At 41.6% G+C, this 18263-nt stretch carries 15 protein-coding genes; all 15 read right to left on the reverse strand.

Annotated elements, in window-relative coordinates; genetic code table 11:
- Positions 1-14: 14 nt before the first annotated feature.
- The 15 genes from Q0R88_RS16520 to Q0R88_RS16590 all read right to left on the reverse strand — a co-directional run bounded on the left by Q0R88_RS16520 (position 15) and on the right by Q0R88_RS16590 (position 18075).
- A complete protein-coding gene (locus Q0R88_RS16520; RefSeq protein ID WP_295718102.1) occupies positions 15-890 on the reverse strand; it encodes a sugar phosphate isomerase/epimerase in 876 nt (291 codons plus the stop codon).
- A 50-nt stretch (positions 891-940) separates the two neighbouring features.
- Positions 941-1831: a TIM barrel protein gene (locus Q0R88_RS16525; RefSeq protein WP_295718104.1), complete on the reverse strand. Its 891-nt coding sequence runs from the start codon at positions 1829-1831 to the stop codon at positions 941-943.
- A gap of 14 nt (positions 1832-1845) precedes the next feature.
- Positions 1846-3096, reverse strand: coding sequence for a nucleoside permease (locus Q0R88_RS16530; RefSeq protein WP_295718106.1), 1251 nt, complete (start codon positions 3094-3096; stop codon positions 1846-1848).
- Between the two features lie 30 nt (positions 3097-3126).
- A complete protein-coding gene (locus Q0R88_RS16535) occupies positions 3127-3552 on the reverse strand; it encodes a c-type cytochrome (RefSeq protein WP_295718108.1) in 426 nt (141 codons plus the stop codon).
- Between the two features lie 177 nt (positions 3553-3729).
- Positions 3730-5010 (reverse strand): MFS transporter, encoded by a 1281-nt coding sequence (locus Q0R88_RS16540; protein ID WP_295718111.1) that lies wholly within the window; start codon positions 5008-5010, stop codon positions 3730-3732.
- 256 nt (positions 5011-5266) lie between these two features.
- Positions 5267-6319 (reverse strand): sugar phosphate isomerase/epimerase, encoded by a 1053-nt coding sequence (locus Q0R88_RS16545; RefSeq protein ID WP_295718113.1) that lies wholly within the window; start codon positions 6317-6319, stop codon positions 5267-5269.
- A gap of 9 nt (positions 6320-6328) precedes the next feature.
- On the reverse strand, positions 6329-7480 hold the full coding sequence (locus Q0R88_RS16550) for a Gfo/Idh/MocA family oxidoreductase (RefSeq protein ID WP_295718114.1): 1152 nt from the start codon (positions 7478-7480) through the stop codon (positions 6329-6331).
- A 176-nt stretch (positions 7481-7656) separates the two neighbouring features.
- On the reverse strand, positions 7657-8223 hold the full coding sequence (locus tag Q0R88_RS16555; protein WP_295718117.1) for a gluconate 2-dehydrogenase subunit 3 family protein: 567 nt from the start codon (positions 8221-8223) through the stop codon (positions 7657-7659).
- 147 nt (positions 8224-8370) lie between these two features.
- On the reverse strand, positions 8371-9801 hold the full coding sequence (locus Q0R88_RS16560) for a Gfo/Idh/MocA family oxidoreductase (protein WP_295718118.1): 1431 nt from the start codon (positions 9799-9801) through the stop codon (positions 8371-8373).
- 21 nt (positions 9802-9822) lie between these two features.
- Complete coding sequence (locus Q0R88_RS16565) at positions 9823-11502, reverse strand: GMC family oxidoreductase (protein ID WP_295718120.1); 1680 nt, start codon at positions 11500-11502, stop codon at positions 9823-9825.
- Positions 11503-11747: 245 nt separating this feature from the next.
- Positions 11748-13463 (reverse strand): GMC family oxidoreductase, encoded by a 1716-nt coding sequence (locus Q0R88_RS16570; RefSeq protein ID WP_295718121.1) that lies wholly within the window; start codon positions 13461-13463, stop codon positions 11748-11750.
- Between the two features lie 3 nt (positions 13464-13466).
- Positions 13467-14021 (reverse strand): gluconate 2-dehydrogenase subunit 3 family protein, encoded by a 555-nt coding sequence (locus Q0R88_RS16575; RefSeq protein WP_295718125.1) that lies wholly within the window; start codon positions 14019-14021, stop codon positions 13467-13469.
- Positions 14022-14189: 168 nt separating this feature from the next.
- The gene (locus Q0R88_RS16580) at positions 14190-15101 is read right to left on the reverse strand and encodes a sugar phosphate isomerase/epimerase (RefSeq protein WP_295718128.1); all 912 of its coding nucleotides are present in this window, start codon (positions 15099-15101) and stop codon (positions 14190-14192) included.
- Between the two features lie 118 nt (positions 15102-15219).
- Positions 15220-16752 carry a hypothetical protein gene (locus tag Q0R88_RS16585; RefSeq protein WP_295718130.1) on the reverse strand — a complete coding sequence of 511 codons (1533 nt, stop codon included), beginning with the start codon at positions 16750-16752 and terminating at the stop codon, positions 15220-15222.
- A gap of 243 nt (positions 16753-16995) precedes the next feature.
- On the reverse strand, positions 16996-18075 hold the full coding sequence (locus Q0R88_RS16590) for a fatty acid desaturase (RefSeq protein ID WP_295718132.1): 1080 nt from the start codon (positions 18073-18075) through the stop codon (positions 16996-16998).
- Positions 18076-18263 lie beyond the last annotated feature (188 nt).

Genomic DNA, 18263 nt, shown 5'->3' on the forward strand with positions numbered 1-18263 from the left:
TATAATTGGTTTTATTAAATATGAAGCGTGTTTTTTAAGTATGCAGCACTTTGAGTAATACTTACGTAAGGATCAATATTGGTGTAGTTTTCCTGCTCAACAATAAAGTGTTTTACACCGCCAAGTTTAGCTTTGCCCAATATTGCTTTAAAGTCAATATCACCGGTGCCAATCTCTGTGTTCAGGTTAGGGTTGGTTTTATCCCTGTCTTTAATATGCACAAAGGTAAAACGGCCAGGGTGCTTTTCAAAAATTGCTAAAGGATCTTGTCCTGCACGTACTACCCAGTAAAGATCCATCTCCATGTTTACCAGTTTAGGATCAGTATTGTTAAGTATAACATCGTAAAAAGTTGTATCACCAACCGGCGCCCACTCAAAGTTGTGGTTGTGGTAGCCCAATTTTAAACCGGCTGCCTTGCAAATTTCGGCGGCTTTGTTCATTTTTTCGGCAACGCCTTTACAGTCGTCAACCGTTTTAATAAAGTTATGGTTTAATGATGGTACAATAATATAAGTTTGCCCAATGGTGTTAGCTACATCCATGTACATTTTAAGGTCGTCAGTTTTACCTTCGCCAAAATACGAATCCAAACCATAGTGACCGCTTGGGCTGCTCAATCCATTATCTTTCAATAGCTGTCCAAAATCTTTGCTTGGCAAACTCCAGTAGCCTGTATTTTTATTATAGCCAAAGGTTTCAACTTCTTTATAGCCTGCTTTGGCCACTTTACCTATTACGCCTTTAACATCTTTAGGTAACTGATCGCGCAGACTGTATAATTGCAGACCTGCTCCGTTTTTTTCTTTTGCCGATAATAAAGACGGCGCCAACATCACACCCGCCGAAAGTAGACCGGCCTGTGCTAAAAATGTTCTTCTGGTTGTCATGTATTTCTGTTTGGTTTATGCTTTGTTTGAGTGTATTCTGACCGGAAGGTTTAAACGTCGCAAATATGTACTGCTTTACGGAGTGATGCAACCTTATCTTTTTGCTTGGGAATAAATTCCTGAGCAACAAAACCTTTATGCCCTGTTTCTACAATAGCTTTCATAATAGCCGGATAATAAAGCTCTTGTGATTCATCAATCTCATTACGGCCGGGAACCCCACCAGTATGATAATGATTAATGTAGGGATGATACTGACGAATGTTGCGGATCACATCACCCTCATCTATTTGCATATGATAAATATCAAACAGGAGTTTAAAGTGCTCTGAACCTAACCGTTTGGCTAACTCCGCACCCCATTCTACCCTATCGCATTGGTAATCTTTGTGATCAATTTTGCTGTTCAGCAATTCCATTACCAAAACAACATTATGTTTTTCGGCAAGCTCAACCATAGGTTTTAATCCTTCCACACAGTTGTTCCAACCGGTTTCGTTATCCTTACCACGGCGACTTCCGCTAAAACAGATGAGGTTTTTATAACCTGCAGCCGCAACTTTAGGAATCATCTCGCTATAGTTTTTGTGCAACTGGGCATGAAACTCTTTATCACTAAAACCATCGGTCAGGTTAATTTCGGCACCATTACACATAGACGAGAACAAGCCGTATTTTTGAAGCGTAGGCCAATCTGCCGGGCCAACCAAATCAATACCTTTTATACCGATATCTTTAGCTGCGGCACAAAGCTGCTCTACAGACATATCGCCATAACACCAACGACATACGGCATGATTAATATTACCTTTTAAAGCAGTATCAACAATCATTTCTTTTTCTCCAGATTTAAATGACGATAACATGCCTGCCGTGGTAATTGCGGCAGTACCCGTAACTATACTTTTTATAGCCGATCGTCTGTTTTGATTTGAGGTCATAATTTATAAGTGGTTTATATCTCGGTTTGCGCAGATGGTTCCTGGATATCTAAACCAGGTTTGGTAGCTATATCGTTAGTATCCTTAAATAACAAAAGGAAAAATATCAACACAACAGCAGCAATACCGGCAGGAATAAGCCATATAGTTTGCCAGTTGTGTGAGGTAGCGGACGTTTGCCAATGATCTACTATCGGCCCAGAAATATAGGAGCCGATAAGCATCCCCACGCCATAAGTTGCCAGGGTTATAAATCCCTGTGCTGCACTTTTAAAGCGCTCGCCAGCTAAATTATCAGTATAAATTTGGCCGGTTACAAAGAAGAAATCATAACAGATACCATGCATCACAATCCCGGCAATCAGCATCCAGTAATTGGCGCCTATATCGCCATAAGCAAACAATAAATAACGCAGCACCCAGGCTAACATACCCACGGCAAGCATTTTTTTAACTCCCAGCCTTACAAAAAATAAAGGCATTAAAGCCATAAACAAAAGCTCAGAGGCTTGCCCCATGGTTTGTTTACCAGCAGCGGCTGTTACGCCTACTTCATTTAAGAAAGGATTGGTAAAATTGTAGTAAAATGCCAGCGGAATACAGATTGCCACAGATGCCAGGAAAAATGTAAGGTATGACTTGTTTTTAAGCAGACCTATAGAATCCAAGCCGATGATATCGCCAAAAGATGTTTTTTGACCTTTTTTTACAGGAGGGGTATCAGGCAATGTAAAACTCAACAAGCCCAATATTAAAGAAGCTCCTGCTGCCATTTTAAATGTAAGCACCAGGGAGCCCGATTTTTCCCATCCAAGATAACCAATAACTAAACCGGCAACTATCCATCCCGCAGTACCAAATACCCGTATAGGAGGAAACTCCTTACTTGGATTTTGCATTTGCTTAAATGAAACCGAGTTAACCAATGCCAGTGTTGGCATGTATATGATCATGTAAAATAATATATTAGGATAAAACTTGTCAAAACTGGCAATGGTGGTTGCATAAAAAAGTGAGGCAGCACCAAGCAAGTGTAAAACACCTAATATTTTTTGCGCCGAAAAGTATTTATCAGCAATAAGCCCAATAACAAAAGGAGCAATAATGGCTCCTAATGATTGTGTTGCATAAGCTCCGGCATTTTGTGTACCTGTGGCTTTTAACGTAACTGTTAAATAGGTGCCCATAGTTACAAACCATGCCCCCCAGATAAAAAACTCCAGGAACATCATTGTAGAAAGCTTTGCCCTTATTCCAGCGGTCATAATTTTGGGGTTAGATGAATCTGATTAAGATTATTTTTTTAATGATAGAATGTATTTTACTAATTCTTTTGCATCGCTTTCGGCAAGCGCTGCGTGTGGAGTCATGGCCATAGTACCCCAGTTACCGCTTCCGCCTGTTATTACTTTTTTGGCAAGCATATCGATGTTAGCTTCTGACGCTTCATATTTTTTGGCGATATCCTGGAAAGCGGGGCCAATAACCTTAGTATCTACCTTATGGCAGGTACCGCAATCATTTGCCGCTAATAACTTTTCGCCTGCCGAAGCTGTAGAAGTACCAGCAGCATCGGTAGCTGTTTTGGCTACAACTGTATCTGCATCAGCGGTTGTTGCTTTTGTTGAAGCAGTGCTGTCGCCGCCAGCTTTACTTGATGAATTGCCACCGCAAGCAGTAACTACCGCACTGATGCAGAGAATAAAAAATACCTTTTTCATTGAATTAATTTTTTAAAGTTATCGAAGCCAAAACTTCAATAAATAGTTAGTTGGTTAATTGGTATAACCCGCCAAAAGTCCACCTGTTTTGATGCGTATTTTGAGGGATTATACTGTTTTTTAGTTGTGTTGTTAATTATCGTGAAAAATACAATTTTATTCTAAAAAAATCGACTGTTATACTACTACTGTGGCTAAAGGTGCTGTTTTTTTCTTTGCACGCATATAAAATACAAGTCCTGTAAAGGCTACTATTAACACCAAAGGTATAGCGAGTGTAAAATGCAGTACATCCGGTCCGGCAAGGCTTTTGGCACTTTCCAGCGCTTTAGCCATATCAGTTCCGGGAGCTGCCGTTAAATATTTAGCAGGATCAGAACCGGCAGGCAGCTTTGAAATCACAATGCTATCATAGTATTTACCCATAATAATTGTCCATATAGATACCGCGAACATACCAGCTCCTCCCATCAGGTTTAAACCCAATGCGCCGGATTTGGGGATATTTTCAGAAACAAAACCCAACATAGTAGGCCAAAAGAAACAAACCCCCATACCAAATATGATAGCCGCTAGAAAAATGATATCACCTGTCATGGTACTAAGCATAAAAAGCCCTATGGAAGCCACAATGGTTGACATTAAAATTACTACCTGGGGAGAAAATAATTTAAGTATAGGTTTCGCGAAAGCACGGCCCAATACCATAACACCTGTTTCTAAAGTGAGCAAAAGCAAGGCGTTATTAGTTACATTCTTTAGCAAAACATCAATCCATTGCCCGGTAAATAACTCTGTTATAGCAGTACCAAACATGCAAACAAACATAAAAATGAACAATGGCGAAGCAACTGCCTTATACATTCCGGCTGTTGATACACCTGCTGCAACACGTTCGGTTACAGGAAAATCAAGCCTCGAGAACAAATAACCATATATAGCGGTTGGTACCAGCATCACTCCTACCTGAACTTGCCAGTTAAGACCAATTAGTTTAAACAGTGTAACAATCAATGTACCTATTACGATACCTCCGGGAAACCATAAATGGAAATGGCTAAGCTTTGTTGTTTTGTTTTCGGTATATAATGAGGTTACTAATGGGTTACATGCGGCTTCAACTGTACCATTTGCTATGCCGATAACCAGGGTTGAGAAAAATAAGGTCCAATATCCGGTAGCAAAAATGGTAAGCAAAATCCCCACCAGGTGAAAAATAAATGCCATTAAAAGCAAACGTTTCATCCCAATAATATCTACAATAATACCTCCTATTACAACAGCCAGCGGAAAACCCCAGAAAGCAGTTGCTGTAATTGTTCCTAATTGTGATGCGTTAAGTTCAAATTTTGTCCCCAGGTCGCCAAGTATTCCGGCCCGGATGCCGAATGACAAGGAAGTTACCAACAGGGATAAACAACTGGCTCTGAAAAGCTGTGTACGGTTAATAGTTTGCATTTAAATTATTTTAGGTTTTGATAATTGGTTAATTGGCAATGTTAAATCACTTGTCATGCAGGGTATTTTTCCCATCTTTTATCTTGCACGTAGTAATCAGCGTTACGAAGTTTTAAAACTTCGTAACGCTGATTGTCATGTTGAACTTGTTTCATCCCACCTGTGTAGGTTAATACCTGCATATCGCAGGCCTGTCCTGTGGGATCCCGAAACAAGTTTGGGATGACTTCATTATAATGTTGACTTCATTATAATATTATATTCCCAGCGTTTTCCGGTTTAGCGCGTCATCAGCACCTGATGCGGCAAAATCGTCAAAAGCACGTTCGGTAACCCGGATGATATGGTTCTTGATAAATTCAGCTCCTTCGCGGGCGCCGTCTTCAGGATGTTTAAGTGCACACTCCCACTCCAACACAGCCCATCCAGGGAAATCATATTGCGTTAGCTTACTAAATATTCCTTTAAAATCAACCTGGCCATCGCCTAACGAGCGGAAACGCCCGGCACGGTCAACCCAGTTTTGGTAACCACCATAAACACCTTGTCTCCCGGTAGGATTAAACTCGGCATCCTTCACATGGAACATTTTTATGCGCTCATGATACAGATCAATATATTCTAAGTAATCCAAACATTGCAGAATAAAGTGCGATGGATCATACAGCAGGTTTGCACGTTTATGTCCTTTTACTTTATCTAAAAACATTTCAAAAGTGATACCATCATGCAAATCTTCGCCGGCATGAACTTCGTAACAAAGATCGATACCATTGTCCTCGTAAACATCAAGGATAGGCACCCAGCGTTTAGCCAATTCTTCAAAAGCCGTATCAACTATACCGGCAGGGCGTTGCGGCCATGGGTATAGCATTGGCCAAAGCAGCGCACCACTAAAGGTAACTGATGCCGCCAAACCTAAATTTTTTGAGGCGATTGCAGCGTACTTTAACTGCTGAACAGCCCATTTTTGCCTCTCGGCCGGGTTGCCACGTAATGCTTCCGGCGCAAAGCCATCAAATAAAGTATCATATACCGGGTTTACCGCTACTAACTGACCCTGTAAATGGGTTGATAGCTCGGTGATCTCTAACCCGTGGCTATTAACTATACCTTTTACTTCATCAGCATAAGTTTTGCTTTCGGCAGCTTTTTGCAAATCAATAAAACGTGCATCCAGTGTTGGCAGTTGAACGCCTTTGTAGCCCAAGCCTGCAGCCCATTCGCAAATGGAATCAAGGCTGTTAAATGGTGCAGTGTCACCAATAAATTGTGCTATAAATATTGCAGGTCCTTTTATGGTAGTCATAATTTTTATTTAGATAGAAAATTCAGTCCACTTTTTATCTGATTTACCCGATGCTATTACATTTTCAATAAATGCCATGCCACGTACCCCTTCCTGGATACCGGGGTAATCTTTTTCTTCGGGGGTAGCTTCCCGCCCATCTAAACCAGCTTTAATAGTTAAAGCAAAGTTGCGGTACAGGTTAGCAAATGCCTCCAGATATCCCTCGGGGTGACCCGCCGGTGTGCGGGCGTTATGCTGCGCGAAAGAACTGGTGTAACCACCGCCTGTACGCCATACTTCCATAGGTTTATCAGTATACATCAGGGTTAATGAATTGGCATCGCTTTGGTGCCATTCAAGACCGCCCTTTTCGCCATAAACCCTTATTTTAACATTATTTTCTTCGCCGGCAGCAATTTGTGTAGCAGTAAGCACACCACTTGCACCGTTGTTGAATTTCAATAATGCAGCGCCGTCATCGTCAAGTTTACGACCCGGAACAACTACATTAATATCGGCACAAATTTGTGTTACTTCCAGACCGGTAACATACTCAGCCAAATTAAAGGCATGAGTACCTATATCGCCCATGGCACCTGCAATCCCGCTTTTACCAGGATCAGTACGCCATGAGGCTTGCTTGTTATCATCACCTTCTAAAAAGCTGCTTAACCATCCTTGCGGATACTCCACATAAACCTTACGGATGGTGCCCAGCTTACCTGCTTTTATCAATTGTTTGGCTTCCTTCACCATTGGATAGCCGGTATAAGTATGCGTTAAGCAAAACAGCCTGTCGCTTGCTTTTACCACTTTATCCAACTCTTTGGCTTCGGCCAAAGAAAAGGTCATTGGTTTATCCAAAACTACATGGAAGCCATTTTCCAAAGCGGCTTTGGCAGGATCAAAGTGTACGTGATTTGGTGTAACAATACTAATTACCTGTACACGCTCATCTTCTGGCAGTTGTTTTTCTTTTTCTATAAGTTCGGTATATGAACTGTATACACGGTTGGCTTGTAAACCCAGCAGCACACCGCTTGCTTTTGATTTTTCGGCATTACTGCTAAAAGCGCCACAAACCAATTCATATTCACCATCTATGCGGGCGGCGATACGATGTACGGCACCAATAAACGCGCCCTGCCCGCCGCCAATCATTCCTAATCTTAATTTCATTGTTTTTTGAGTGAGTGGTTGATTGGGTTGATTAAGTGAATGGTTAAAAATCCCAAAAACCAATTTATAAAGTGAATGGTTGATTACGCTGATTAGGTGAGTGGTTAATCAGGTAAAAAATTACCCGATACAACAACCACTCACCTAATCAACCTAATCAACCAAAAACCAATTCTTTAGGTTGCCCAGGCTTTATCGCCTTTTTTGTATGGCAAATTACCATCATATTTTCCGGGTACTGCAATATAGCGCAGGGCTTGTGTTGCACCGGGTTTTGAGGTGAAGAAACCCAACAGGGTTAATTCCTTCATCATCCTGAAATAATGGTTAGGATCCTCTGGCTTTTTGGTTTTAGTATAGGCTTTTTGTTCAATGTCAAGCGCTGTAAGTAATTCGGTACGCTGATTTGCATCAGCCTCCATGAACTTCTTGCCAAACTTCTTTTTACTGGCTTCATCCAAATCAGAAATACCTTTTATAAAGATCTTCTGATCTGCCGGCGTATAACAATCCTGAACCATTACAGTCATAAAATTGCCTACATCGGCCGCTTTTGCACCCGGTGAAGAAGTAGCTGGCAAAATAGTTTCGCCAACCTCGTTCAGAAAAGCAACGTTGTCTTTATCAAACAGTTCGTTTACTTTTTTTGAAGTTGATTTACATCCTGAAATGAAAAACTCGGCGCCTATCACCGTGCCTCCCAGTATCAAACCAACCCTGGTAATTGCATCTCTTCTATTCATTTTTCTAATTATTGGTTTAGTGAATTAGCGATTTAGTGATTTTTTATTTGTTGATTTTGTGAGTTATTGAGTTTATGATTTCTGATTTATTGAGATTTTCATTCTTCAACCACCAATTCACTAACTCACTAATCCACTAATAATTAATTATGCTTTCAGTTCAAATCCCTGACGGTACTCGCGTTTGATGTATTGGTTAACATCCTCAAAATTGGTAACCTTCATTAATGAATTATCCCATACCAATTTTATACGTCCACCTTTAAGTTCATGACCACGTACTGCAAGGTTTGCCATTAGCAAAGCTTCAGTAAGCGGACCAGCCTTATCAAACGATGAGCTAAGTTCTGTTTTACCGTAACCGGCTAAACAACCTTCAACCCATTGCGCGTAGTGACCATTTGCACCGCCTTGTACACGCGCCCATTTCTGAGGCGCTTTGGCATCCTTAGTACGCTCTGTTGGTAACAGTGTTGGAGCATCAGAATAAGTACTTGCGTACATTTTTCCTTTTGTGCCAACAAACAGTGTTCCGTTACCTTCTTCGCCGCCAAATTTTTCACTTGGTAAAAGCTCTATCGGTCTTTCGGGTTGGATACCGCCGTCCATCCAGTGCAGGGTAACATCTCCCTTAGTTTTTTCAGTTTTAGGGAAGGTTAATGTAATGTGGCTTGATGGAGGGCAGCTCTCTGGGAAATGACCTTCTTTAAACTCATCAACATAAACACTACCAACACTTGCCTGTACATCCTTAGCGTATTGTATACCCAATACTCTAAAAGGCGCTTCCACAAGGTGGCATCCCATATCGCCCAGGGCGCCGGTACCGTAATCCCACCATCCGCGCCAGTTAAACGGCACTAATTTATCAACGTAATCTTTTTTAGGCGCAGTACCCAACCACAGATCCCAATCTAATTCTTTTGGAATATTTGGTTGTGGTGCAGGCCATTGTATACCTTGCGGCCATACCGGCCTGTTTGTCCAGCAATAAACTGTGTGTACATCACCAATCAGATCGGCATCATACCATTCAGATAGTAAACGGGTACCATCATTTGATGATCCCTGGTTACCCATCTGTGTAACCACTTTATATTTTTTTGCTGCTTCTGTTAATAAGCGGGCTTCCCAAATATCATGTGTCATTGGTTTTTGCACATAAACGTGCTTGCCCAACTGCATGGCGCGATAAGTTATAATCGCGTGGTTATGATCTGGGGTAGAAATAGATACGGCATCAAAATGTTTGTGTTCTTTATCATACATCTCGCGCCAATCTTTATAGTACTTTGCCTTAGGGAAATCAGCACGTGATTTGGCAGCCCTTCTATCATCAACATCACATAAAAAACCAATTTCGGCTTTACCGCTTTTATAAAAGTTAGCAATATCGCTTTGGCCTTTACCACCGGCTCCAACACCAGCAATAACGAGGCGATCGCTTGGAGCTGTATAACCTTTACCGCCCAAAACAAAGCGCGGAACAATCATGAAACTTGCAGCGGCTATTGTACTGCTTTTAATAAAATCCCGCCTTGATGGTTGGGGTGTAGTTTGATCTTTTTCTTCAGACATAGGTATTTGCAATTATTAGAATTAGATTTCGTTTTTCTTTAAAGCTTTAACAGCATAGTCGGCCGCACGTGCGGTTAATGCCATATAGGTAAGCGATGGGTTTTGGCAAGCAGCTGATGTCATACATGAACCATCAGTAACAAACACGTTTTTAGCATCCCAAACCTGGTTCCACTCATTAAGTACCGATGTTTTAGGATCGCGGCCCATACGTGCTGTACCCATTTCATGAATACCACGGCCTAAGTATGGATTGCTGCTGTGTGTTTGTACATCTTTAGCGCCGGCTGCCTCCAATATCTCTCTGGCATCCTTTTCTATAGCAATACGCATCTTCAACTCATTTTCCTTCAATTCGGCATCAATAGCTACAACAGGCAGTCCCCATTTATCTTTCCTGGTTTTATCAAGCGTAACTTTATTATCATGGTAAGGCAATGTTTCGCCAAAGCCGCCCATACCTAATTGCCATGAACCCGGTTCGGTTAACGCGTCTTTAAACTGCCCGCCTATATTTAGTTCGGCAATATCCCTGCTCCATCCTTCGCGGCTTGCACCGCCCTGGTAACCAAAGCCACGAATAAAATCGCGCTTATCGTTGCCAAGGTTAGCAAAACGTGGAATGTAAAAACCATTTGCACGCCTGCCGAAATAGTATTTATCCTCATAACCTTCCATACGGCCAGATGCACCAACACCCAGGTGATGATCCATCAGGTTATGGCCAAGCTCGCCGCTGCTACTACCTAAACCGCCATCCCAAACATCAGTTGCCGAGTTCATTAAAACCCAGGCCGAGTTAATAGTTGAAGCGTTAAGGAATACAACTTTAGCAAAATACTCATAGGTTTGGTTAGTTTCGGCATCCAATACCTCCACTCCTTTTGCTTTTTTAGTGTCTTTATCGTACAATATTTTAGTTACGATGGACCATGGGCGAACGGTTAAATTACCTGTAGCCATAGCTGCCGGTAATGTAGCCGACTGCGTACTAAAATATGCGCCGAAAGGACAACCCAACCAACATTTATTACGATACTGGCAGTTTGTACGATCATTATGTGGTACCGTGATATTGGCGGTACGGCCAATGATCATAGGGCGTAAATCTTTATAATATTCTTTTAAGCGCTTGGCAACGTCTTTTTCAACAACGTTCATATCCATTGGCGGCATAAAATCGCCATCGGGCAATATGGCAAGGCCATCTTTATTACCAGATATACCTGCAAATTTCTCTGCATAGCTATACCATGGCGCAACATCCTTATAACGGATAGGCCAATCAACAGCGATACCATCTTTTAAGTTGGCTTCAAAATCGACATCGGCCCAACGGTATGATTGCCTGCCCCACATTAATGAACGCCCGCCTACGTGGTAACCGCGAAACCAGTCAAATCTTTTTGTTTCGGTATAAGGACTATCCTTATCGCTTGCCCAATAATCAAGATTAACTTCATTCAGCGGATAATCGCGTTTTAAAACAGGATAATCCTCAATCATTTTTTGCGTACGCCCGCCCCTGTGAGGAAATTCCCAGGGATCTTTATTAGCGTTTACATAGTCTTTTATATGCTTGATATCGCGGCCGCGTTCCAGCATGATGGTTTTCAAACCTTTTTGTGTTAGTTCCTTGGCAGCCCACCCGCCTGAAATTCCTGAGCCAATGACTATAGCGTCATAAGTGTTTGCAGACATACGAATATATTGATTAGTTGTTTTGTTTATTAATTGGTTACTCCGCTAAATGTATGAATAAAAATTATTTTACAAATACTTCATTGTGTTTTTTTTACACCATGTCTTCAGTTGACAGTTTTCAGTTCGCTGTTAGCAGTTCTTATAAGTTAGCTTAAAATGACCTCCCGGTTTAGCCAGGTATTATTTTGCTAACTGCCAACTATTCTACTTCCAATTGCAAACTACCCACTGCAAACTGTCAACTATATATTCCCCTTTTTCATTTCGCTTACAGCATAGTCAACCGCCCGGGCGGTGAAGGCCATATAAGTAAGCGATGGGTTTTGGCATGAGGTTGAGGTCATGCAAGCGCCATCTGTTACAAACACATTTTTAACGGCATGCATCTGGTTCCATTTATTAAGCACCGATGTTTTAGGATCATTACCCATACGGGCACCGCCCATTTCATGAATATCCAATCCCGGCGCCCGGTTGTCTGTACTGGCTTTTATATTGGTAAAACCTGCTGTGGTGAACATCTCTGTTAATTGCTCCACATAATCCTTCTTCATCTTCTCGTCGTTATCATCATACTCAACAGAGATTTTTAACTGCGGGATACCCCACTGATCTTTCAATGTTTTATCAAGAGCTACATAGTTGCTGTCTTTAGGAATAGTTTCGCCCATCATATGCGATCCTACTTTCCAGCCGCTCAGGTCATCTTTTACCAAATTATCCTTCAGGCTGCTGCCAACTCCATCCCATGAGCGTTGTTGATAGCGGTATGCGCTAAAGCCGGATGCATAGCCCCGTAAAAAGTTGGTTTCCTGTTTATATACGTTACGGAATCGCGGAATGTAACCACCTCCCGCAGGATTACGGCCATCAGTTGTCCATTCTTTGAAACCATCATACTCGGCACCAATATGTGCCGAATAATTATGAAAAGCAACATACTTGCCTAATACCCCGCTATCATTACCTAATCCGTTGGGGAAGCGGTTTGAGGTAGAATTAAGGAGCACTAAATTGGTATTTAAAGCCGCCGCATTTACAAATATAATTTGGGCGTAATATTCAATTGTTTCTTTCGTGTTTGTATCAACGATACGCACTCCCGTTGCTTTACCCAGTTTTTCATCGTAAATAATAGATTCAACCACCGAAAACGGGCGCAATGTACAATGACCGGATTTAAGCGCCCATGGTATTGTTGAGGCGTTGGCGCTAAAATATCCACCAAAAGGGCAACCACGCTGGCAAAGGGTGCGTTCCTGGCATTGCACACGTCCCTGATCCAAATGAATTTGGTTGGGTTTTGACAAATGCGCGCAACGCGCACTGATCACATGGCGGTTACTATATTTACTTTTTACGTGCTGACTAAAATAAGTCTCGACACTATTTAGCGGGAAAGCGGGTAAAAACTCGCCATCGGGAAGTTCTGCCAACCCATCTTTATTACCAGAGATGCCGGCAAATTTTTCAACATAGCTGTACCATGGAGCAATATCTTTATAACGGATAGGCCAATCAACCGCGAAACCATCACGGGCAGGGCCTTCAAAATCAAATTCGCTCCAGCGTTGGGTTTGGCGGGCCCAAAGAAGCGACTTACCCCCTACCTGGTATCCACGGATCCAATCAAACGGTTTTTCCTGAACATAGGGGTGCTCCTTATCTTTTACAAAAAAATGAGCGGCGTCTTCGCCAAAGGCATAGCAGCGGTTCACTATAGGGTTGGCTTCCTGAACAGCCATAGGCATTTCGCCGCGGTGTTCAAACTCCCAGGGGTACATATTGGTTGTAGGGTAATCCTTAATATGTTTTACATCGCGGCCCCGCTCCAATATCAGGATTTTAAGGCCCTTATCTGTAAACTCCTTAGCAGCCCAGCCACCACTCATACCCGAACCTATAACAATGGCATCAAATGTTCTGTCTTTAACGCTATCTATATTTAAATTGGCCATTATTTATACTGCTTGCTTTTGTTTATATGGAAAATGCGCATTATACCGACCAGGCACCAGTTCATAAATTACCCGCTTGGTCATAAAATATCGTGAATTGGTGTAGCCATTTACGGTTTGCCCCTTTACTATACCATAAAACGTTTTTAATTCTGCAGATATAGAAATACTTTTAGGGTCTTTATCTTTTTCAATACTCAAAAGCATTTCTTCGCGCTGCTTAACACTCAGCCCGGCAAATGAGTTATCGTATTTCTTTTTAACAGCATCTGTAAACTGCGCCATACCGCTTATAAACGCTTGCTGATCAGCTTTTTTATAACAATCATCAAGCATCTTCAGTACAAATAAATGCAGGTTTAAATCTTTTGCACCGGGCGTGTTTGTTTTAGGGATAATGGTTTCGGCCATATCACCTATCAGCTTTTCCTGATCCGCACTGATTTCAACATTTTTAAGGGCGATGGATGCTTTACCTTTTTCCTGCATACAGGCAGGTAATAAAGCAGCACCCCCAATAATTAAAGCCAGATTTTTGATGACGGTACGCCTGTGCATATTTAGTAAATTGTTTTAGCAACACTAATTAAATTACCTGTGGTGTTTACAGATTAATTTAACTCATCAGTTTGCTTGGGTTTATAAACGATTGTCAAACTTAATAATTTTCATTTTAAAAGTAACGGAGGCAAAAATTAAATCTTTGGTTAATTTACTTCTTTACTATTAATAACCCCATTTTTTCATGATTTGTAAATCAATTTTTACACAATCAACCGGATCTTTGCCCTGGTATGCTTCCTGCTCAATGATAAAAAGTGAAGTTCCGCCCTTTTTACTGGCTGCTTTTACTATTTCTTTAACAGGTAATATCCCTGCACCTAAAATGGTGCTTTCGGTATCGTCCCCATCATGCACGGGAACCTTTATCTCGTCTTTCACGTGCATTGATTCAAAACGACCGGGGTATTTATTAATAAAATCGAGCGCATGACCACCGGTGCTCAGCATGTTACCAATATCTATTTGCTGGGCTACCAAAGCGGGGTCAGTATTCTGGATGATATAATCATAAAGGGTAATATCGCCAACTTTGGTGCTGATCTCGAAGTTATGGTTATGGTAACCAAATTTCATTGAAGATTTTTGACATAATTCGCCGCACTTATTAAACTGCTCCATGGCACGTTTCAGGGCATCAGTATCGGTCCTTACCTTTTCATCAAGCCATGGGCTGATCACAAATTTCTGTCCCATGGTGGCAGCATCTTCCACAGTATATTTCCATGCATCGGTAAAGTCCTTTTTTGAATCATCCCAATGCTGGGCTGTCATTACAGTATGACCACTGGGCATTTTAAGCGCCAGGTCTTCCAGTATCTTTTTAAATTCCTTTGCAGTATAGCCATAAAACTTACGATCGATATAGTTGGCATGCTCTACGTGGTAGTAGCCTGCATCGGCAATTTTTTTGAGCGTCCCCTTCGGATCAACTTTCATCGCATCGCGCACGCTGTATAGCTGCACACCTACCCTTTGAAGTTTCTTTTCTGCGGCAAATAGGCTATCAGGTAATAAGGCCGCGCCCGCAACTGCTAAAGCGCCGGTTTTTAAAAATGATCTGCGTGTGGTTTGCATATTGATTTATTTTGGTTCGTGATTCGTGTTGCGTGATTTGTGTTGCGTGTTGTGAGGTTCGTGATTTGGTTTCAATTGCGCGAACCTCGTAACCCGCAACCCGAACCTAATATACATCTTACTTTTCTATCGGGAATACCGGGAACAACAGGTTTGAGTTACTCACAAAAGCAATATGCTTACTATCAGGCGACCATGAGGGCGTATTGATAGTACCCTGCCCGCCATATAAATAGGCTACCACTTTTGAGGGGCCGCCATCTATCGGCATCAATCTAAGAAATACGTGTTTATAAAAAGGATGATCGCTTGGTGCAACTTCATTTTTAAAGAAAGTTATATAAACTATCCATTTACCATCTGGCGATACATGCGGAAACCAGTTGTTATAATCATCATTAGTTATCTGTGTTTGCTCACTGCCGTCGGCTTTCATACGCCAAACCTGCATTAAGCCACTACGTACCGAGTTAAAGTAGATGTATTTGCCATCGGGGGTATACTCCGGACCATCATCTAAACCTGTAGTTGTTGTCAGCCTTTCTTCGGGGCCACCGCCGGAAGGTACGCGGTATACATCAAACTCTTTATTACGCTCGCCGCAAAATACAAGATACTTACCATCGGGCGACCAGCCATGCATATAGCTTGCACCAAGGCCCAATGCAGTCACTCTTTTAGCGGTTCCTCCTGATGATGAAGGCACTGTATATCCTATCGATGGGCCGCCATCGCCACTGCTAATAACTAACATTTTGCCATCAAAAGAAAGCACATGATCGTTATTGTTATTTTTTGCAGGGTTGGTATTTAAAACGGCAGGCTTGTTAGTTTTAAGATCATATTTATATAGCGAACCCTCGCTGTTATAGATAAGCGATTTACCATCTTTCATCCAATTGGGCGCCTGTAGTGAGCGTGGCGATTGATAAATAACGGTGCTGTTTTGAGTAGCGATATTAAGTATTTCGATACTGCTGCCAAGATATTGTTTATAGGGCACCAATGATGCCGGCGCCGGCGTAACTATCCGTACATTACTGAAAGTGGCTTTTTCAGTAACATCCGCATTGTGCGAGCAAATGAAGATACCAACATAAACATCATCGCCCAGATCAAGGTCGCTTACCTCTTCGGTAACAAACAGATCACCTTTGCGCGCTACCGACATGGTATAAACATTTCCTTTACGTTCCAGCTGGATAACATCGGCGGCGGTAATACTTGCTTTTTTTTCTTCGGTAATACCACTAATGGTTTTACGGTATTGCAGCGAGGTTAACCCATCGCCATGTACCACAGCGTTGATATGTTTTGAATTAGAATCGAGCGATGTACGGATCATCAAACCAACCTTGCGGTGTAACTCCACCCCTTTACCTATAAACGCGGCATTGGTGCGAAGTATAAAATCGCCTTTTATGCGTTTCCATACAAAATGAAAATCATCGCGGGTAGCCCATATATTTGATCCTGAACCGCTCAGCTCATATTGCTGCAATTTGGCATCATATTGGGCGCCGCCCTTGTGTTTAATTGTACCCACATCGGTTTGGCTATCAAAGATACCTAAACCCTGTGCTTTTACTCTTTTATTAAAAAGCACAAAGCACAACAAGCAAACTGATAAACAGAATATTTTAATACGCATTGGTTTTTGGTGTTTAAGTTACACTATAATTGGGTTTACTAAGATATAAATTCGGTTTGTAATTAAAATAATACTATTTTAACATTTATGCCCTTATGGAACAAAAAAGGAGCAACCTTTTAAGTGTCGCTCCTTTTCTATTCATCCAATTTTTATGTTGAACTTTCATCAATCCTCATCAGCAGAGTGTTATTGTTTGCAAACTATCAGAATAGCTAACAAGTAACCTGCATGATGTCTTTTTTACTTCGCTCTCACCATCACGGGCTTTACTTCGGCATACTTAACCGCCGTTATTTGCACAACGGGCGTTTTAGGAAAATAGGTTAATAAAAATTCTTTTTTTGAGTCACGGTATGAACTTACAGCACCCAACATACTCATTAACTTGATATAACACCAGGCCAGATCAAACTGATGAGGTTTGAAGCCGGAGCGGGCGCTTTTTGGATAAAGGTGGTGGTTATTGTGCCATTCGCCGGCAACGTAGCCAGGCCACAATTGGTTTATTGACATATCCTCCCGGTTATGGTCAACACCATCCCTGCGTTTATCTTCTCCTTTACCATGACCTTCATAATTAAATGTACGTACACCAACAGCCCACACACCAGCCGAACCAAATACGGCACAAGCCAGCGGGAAACCGCCCAACAGGTAAAATGCCCCGAACCAGAATCCCCAATTAAGAATGATACCTGCTATGGTACGGTACGGATTGGCAATGGTACCCCACTTTTGATATTGTTTGTAGGTATTTGGTGTAACACCAACGTGCTTCATTAAATTAACGCATTTTTTGTAGCTGGCCTCGTTCATGTTGCGCGCTATGGGCTGGTGATTTACATCGGCCAAAAAGCAATATAGAAAACCACCCTGTGCATTGTACGGGTCGCCCGGCTGATCAGATAAAGCATGATGCACGTGGTGCGATACTGCATAGATCTCCTCAGGAATAATTTTAAGCGTAAGATTTTGCGTAAAAAAACGCCAAAAATTATTGCGGAATGTATAAGCACTGTGCGTACAATACCTGTGGTGCCATATGGTACCATGGGTACCCATAATGATCATGCTGTAAACAAAAGCTACAATAAGCCCTGTTATACTAAAATATTTAAAAATGAATAAAAACAGGATTGGCGCCAGGCAAAGCACCAGGAACCAGCTTAAAAATGAAAGCCAGTTTTTTTTATCAGCAAATACATTAAGCCTGGAAAAAAATTCTTTTACGATTGTAGCATTCGTAGGTTTTGAAAGGTTACCATCCTTATCAGTCCAACCATACGAAGGTGGTTCGAGCACAGTGTTTAAGAAAGCCATTAAAAAAAAGGGGAGTTTAGTTTAAATTGATCGGGCGTTAATTAGATTGTCACAAGATAGTAAAAAACTACTATTCTCATCATTTTATAAAGATATAGATGAGTTTGCCAAATCCACCAATAAACTTAAAACGTTTTCGGAATAATTAAATTACTTATCAGCAAGTATATATTTTAGTTTTTATACGT

Origin of the sequence: Mucilaginibacter sp., from assembly GCF_025362475.1 — a bacterium.
Classification (GTDB): domain Bacteria; phylum Bacteroidota; class Bacteroidia; order Sphingobacteriales; family Sphingobacteriaceae; genus Mucilaginibacter.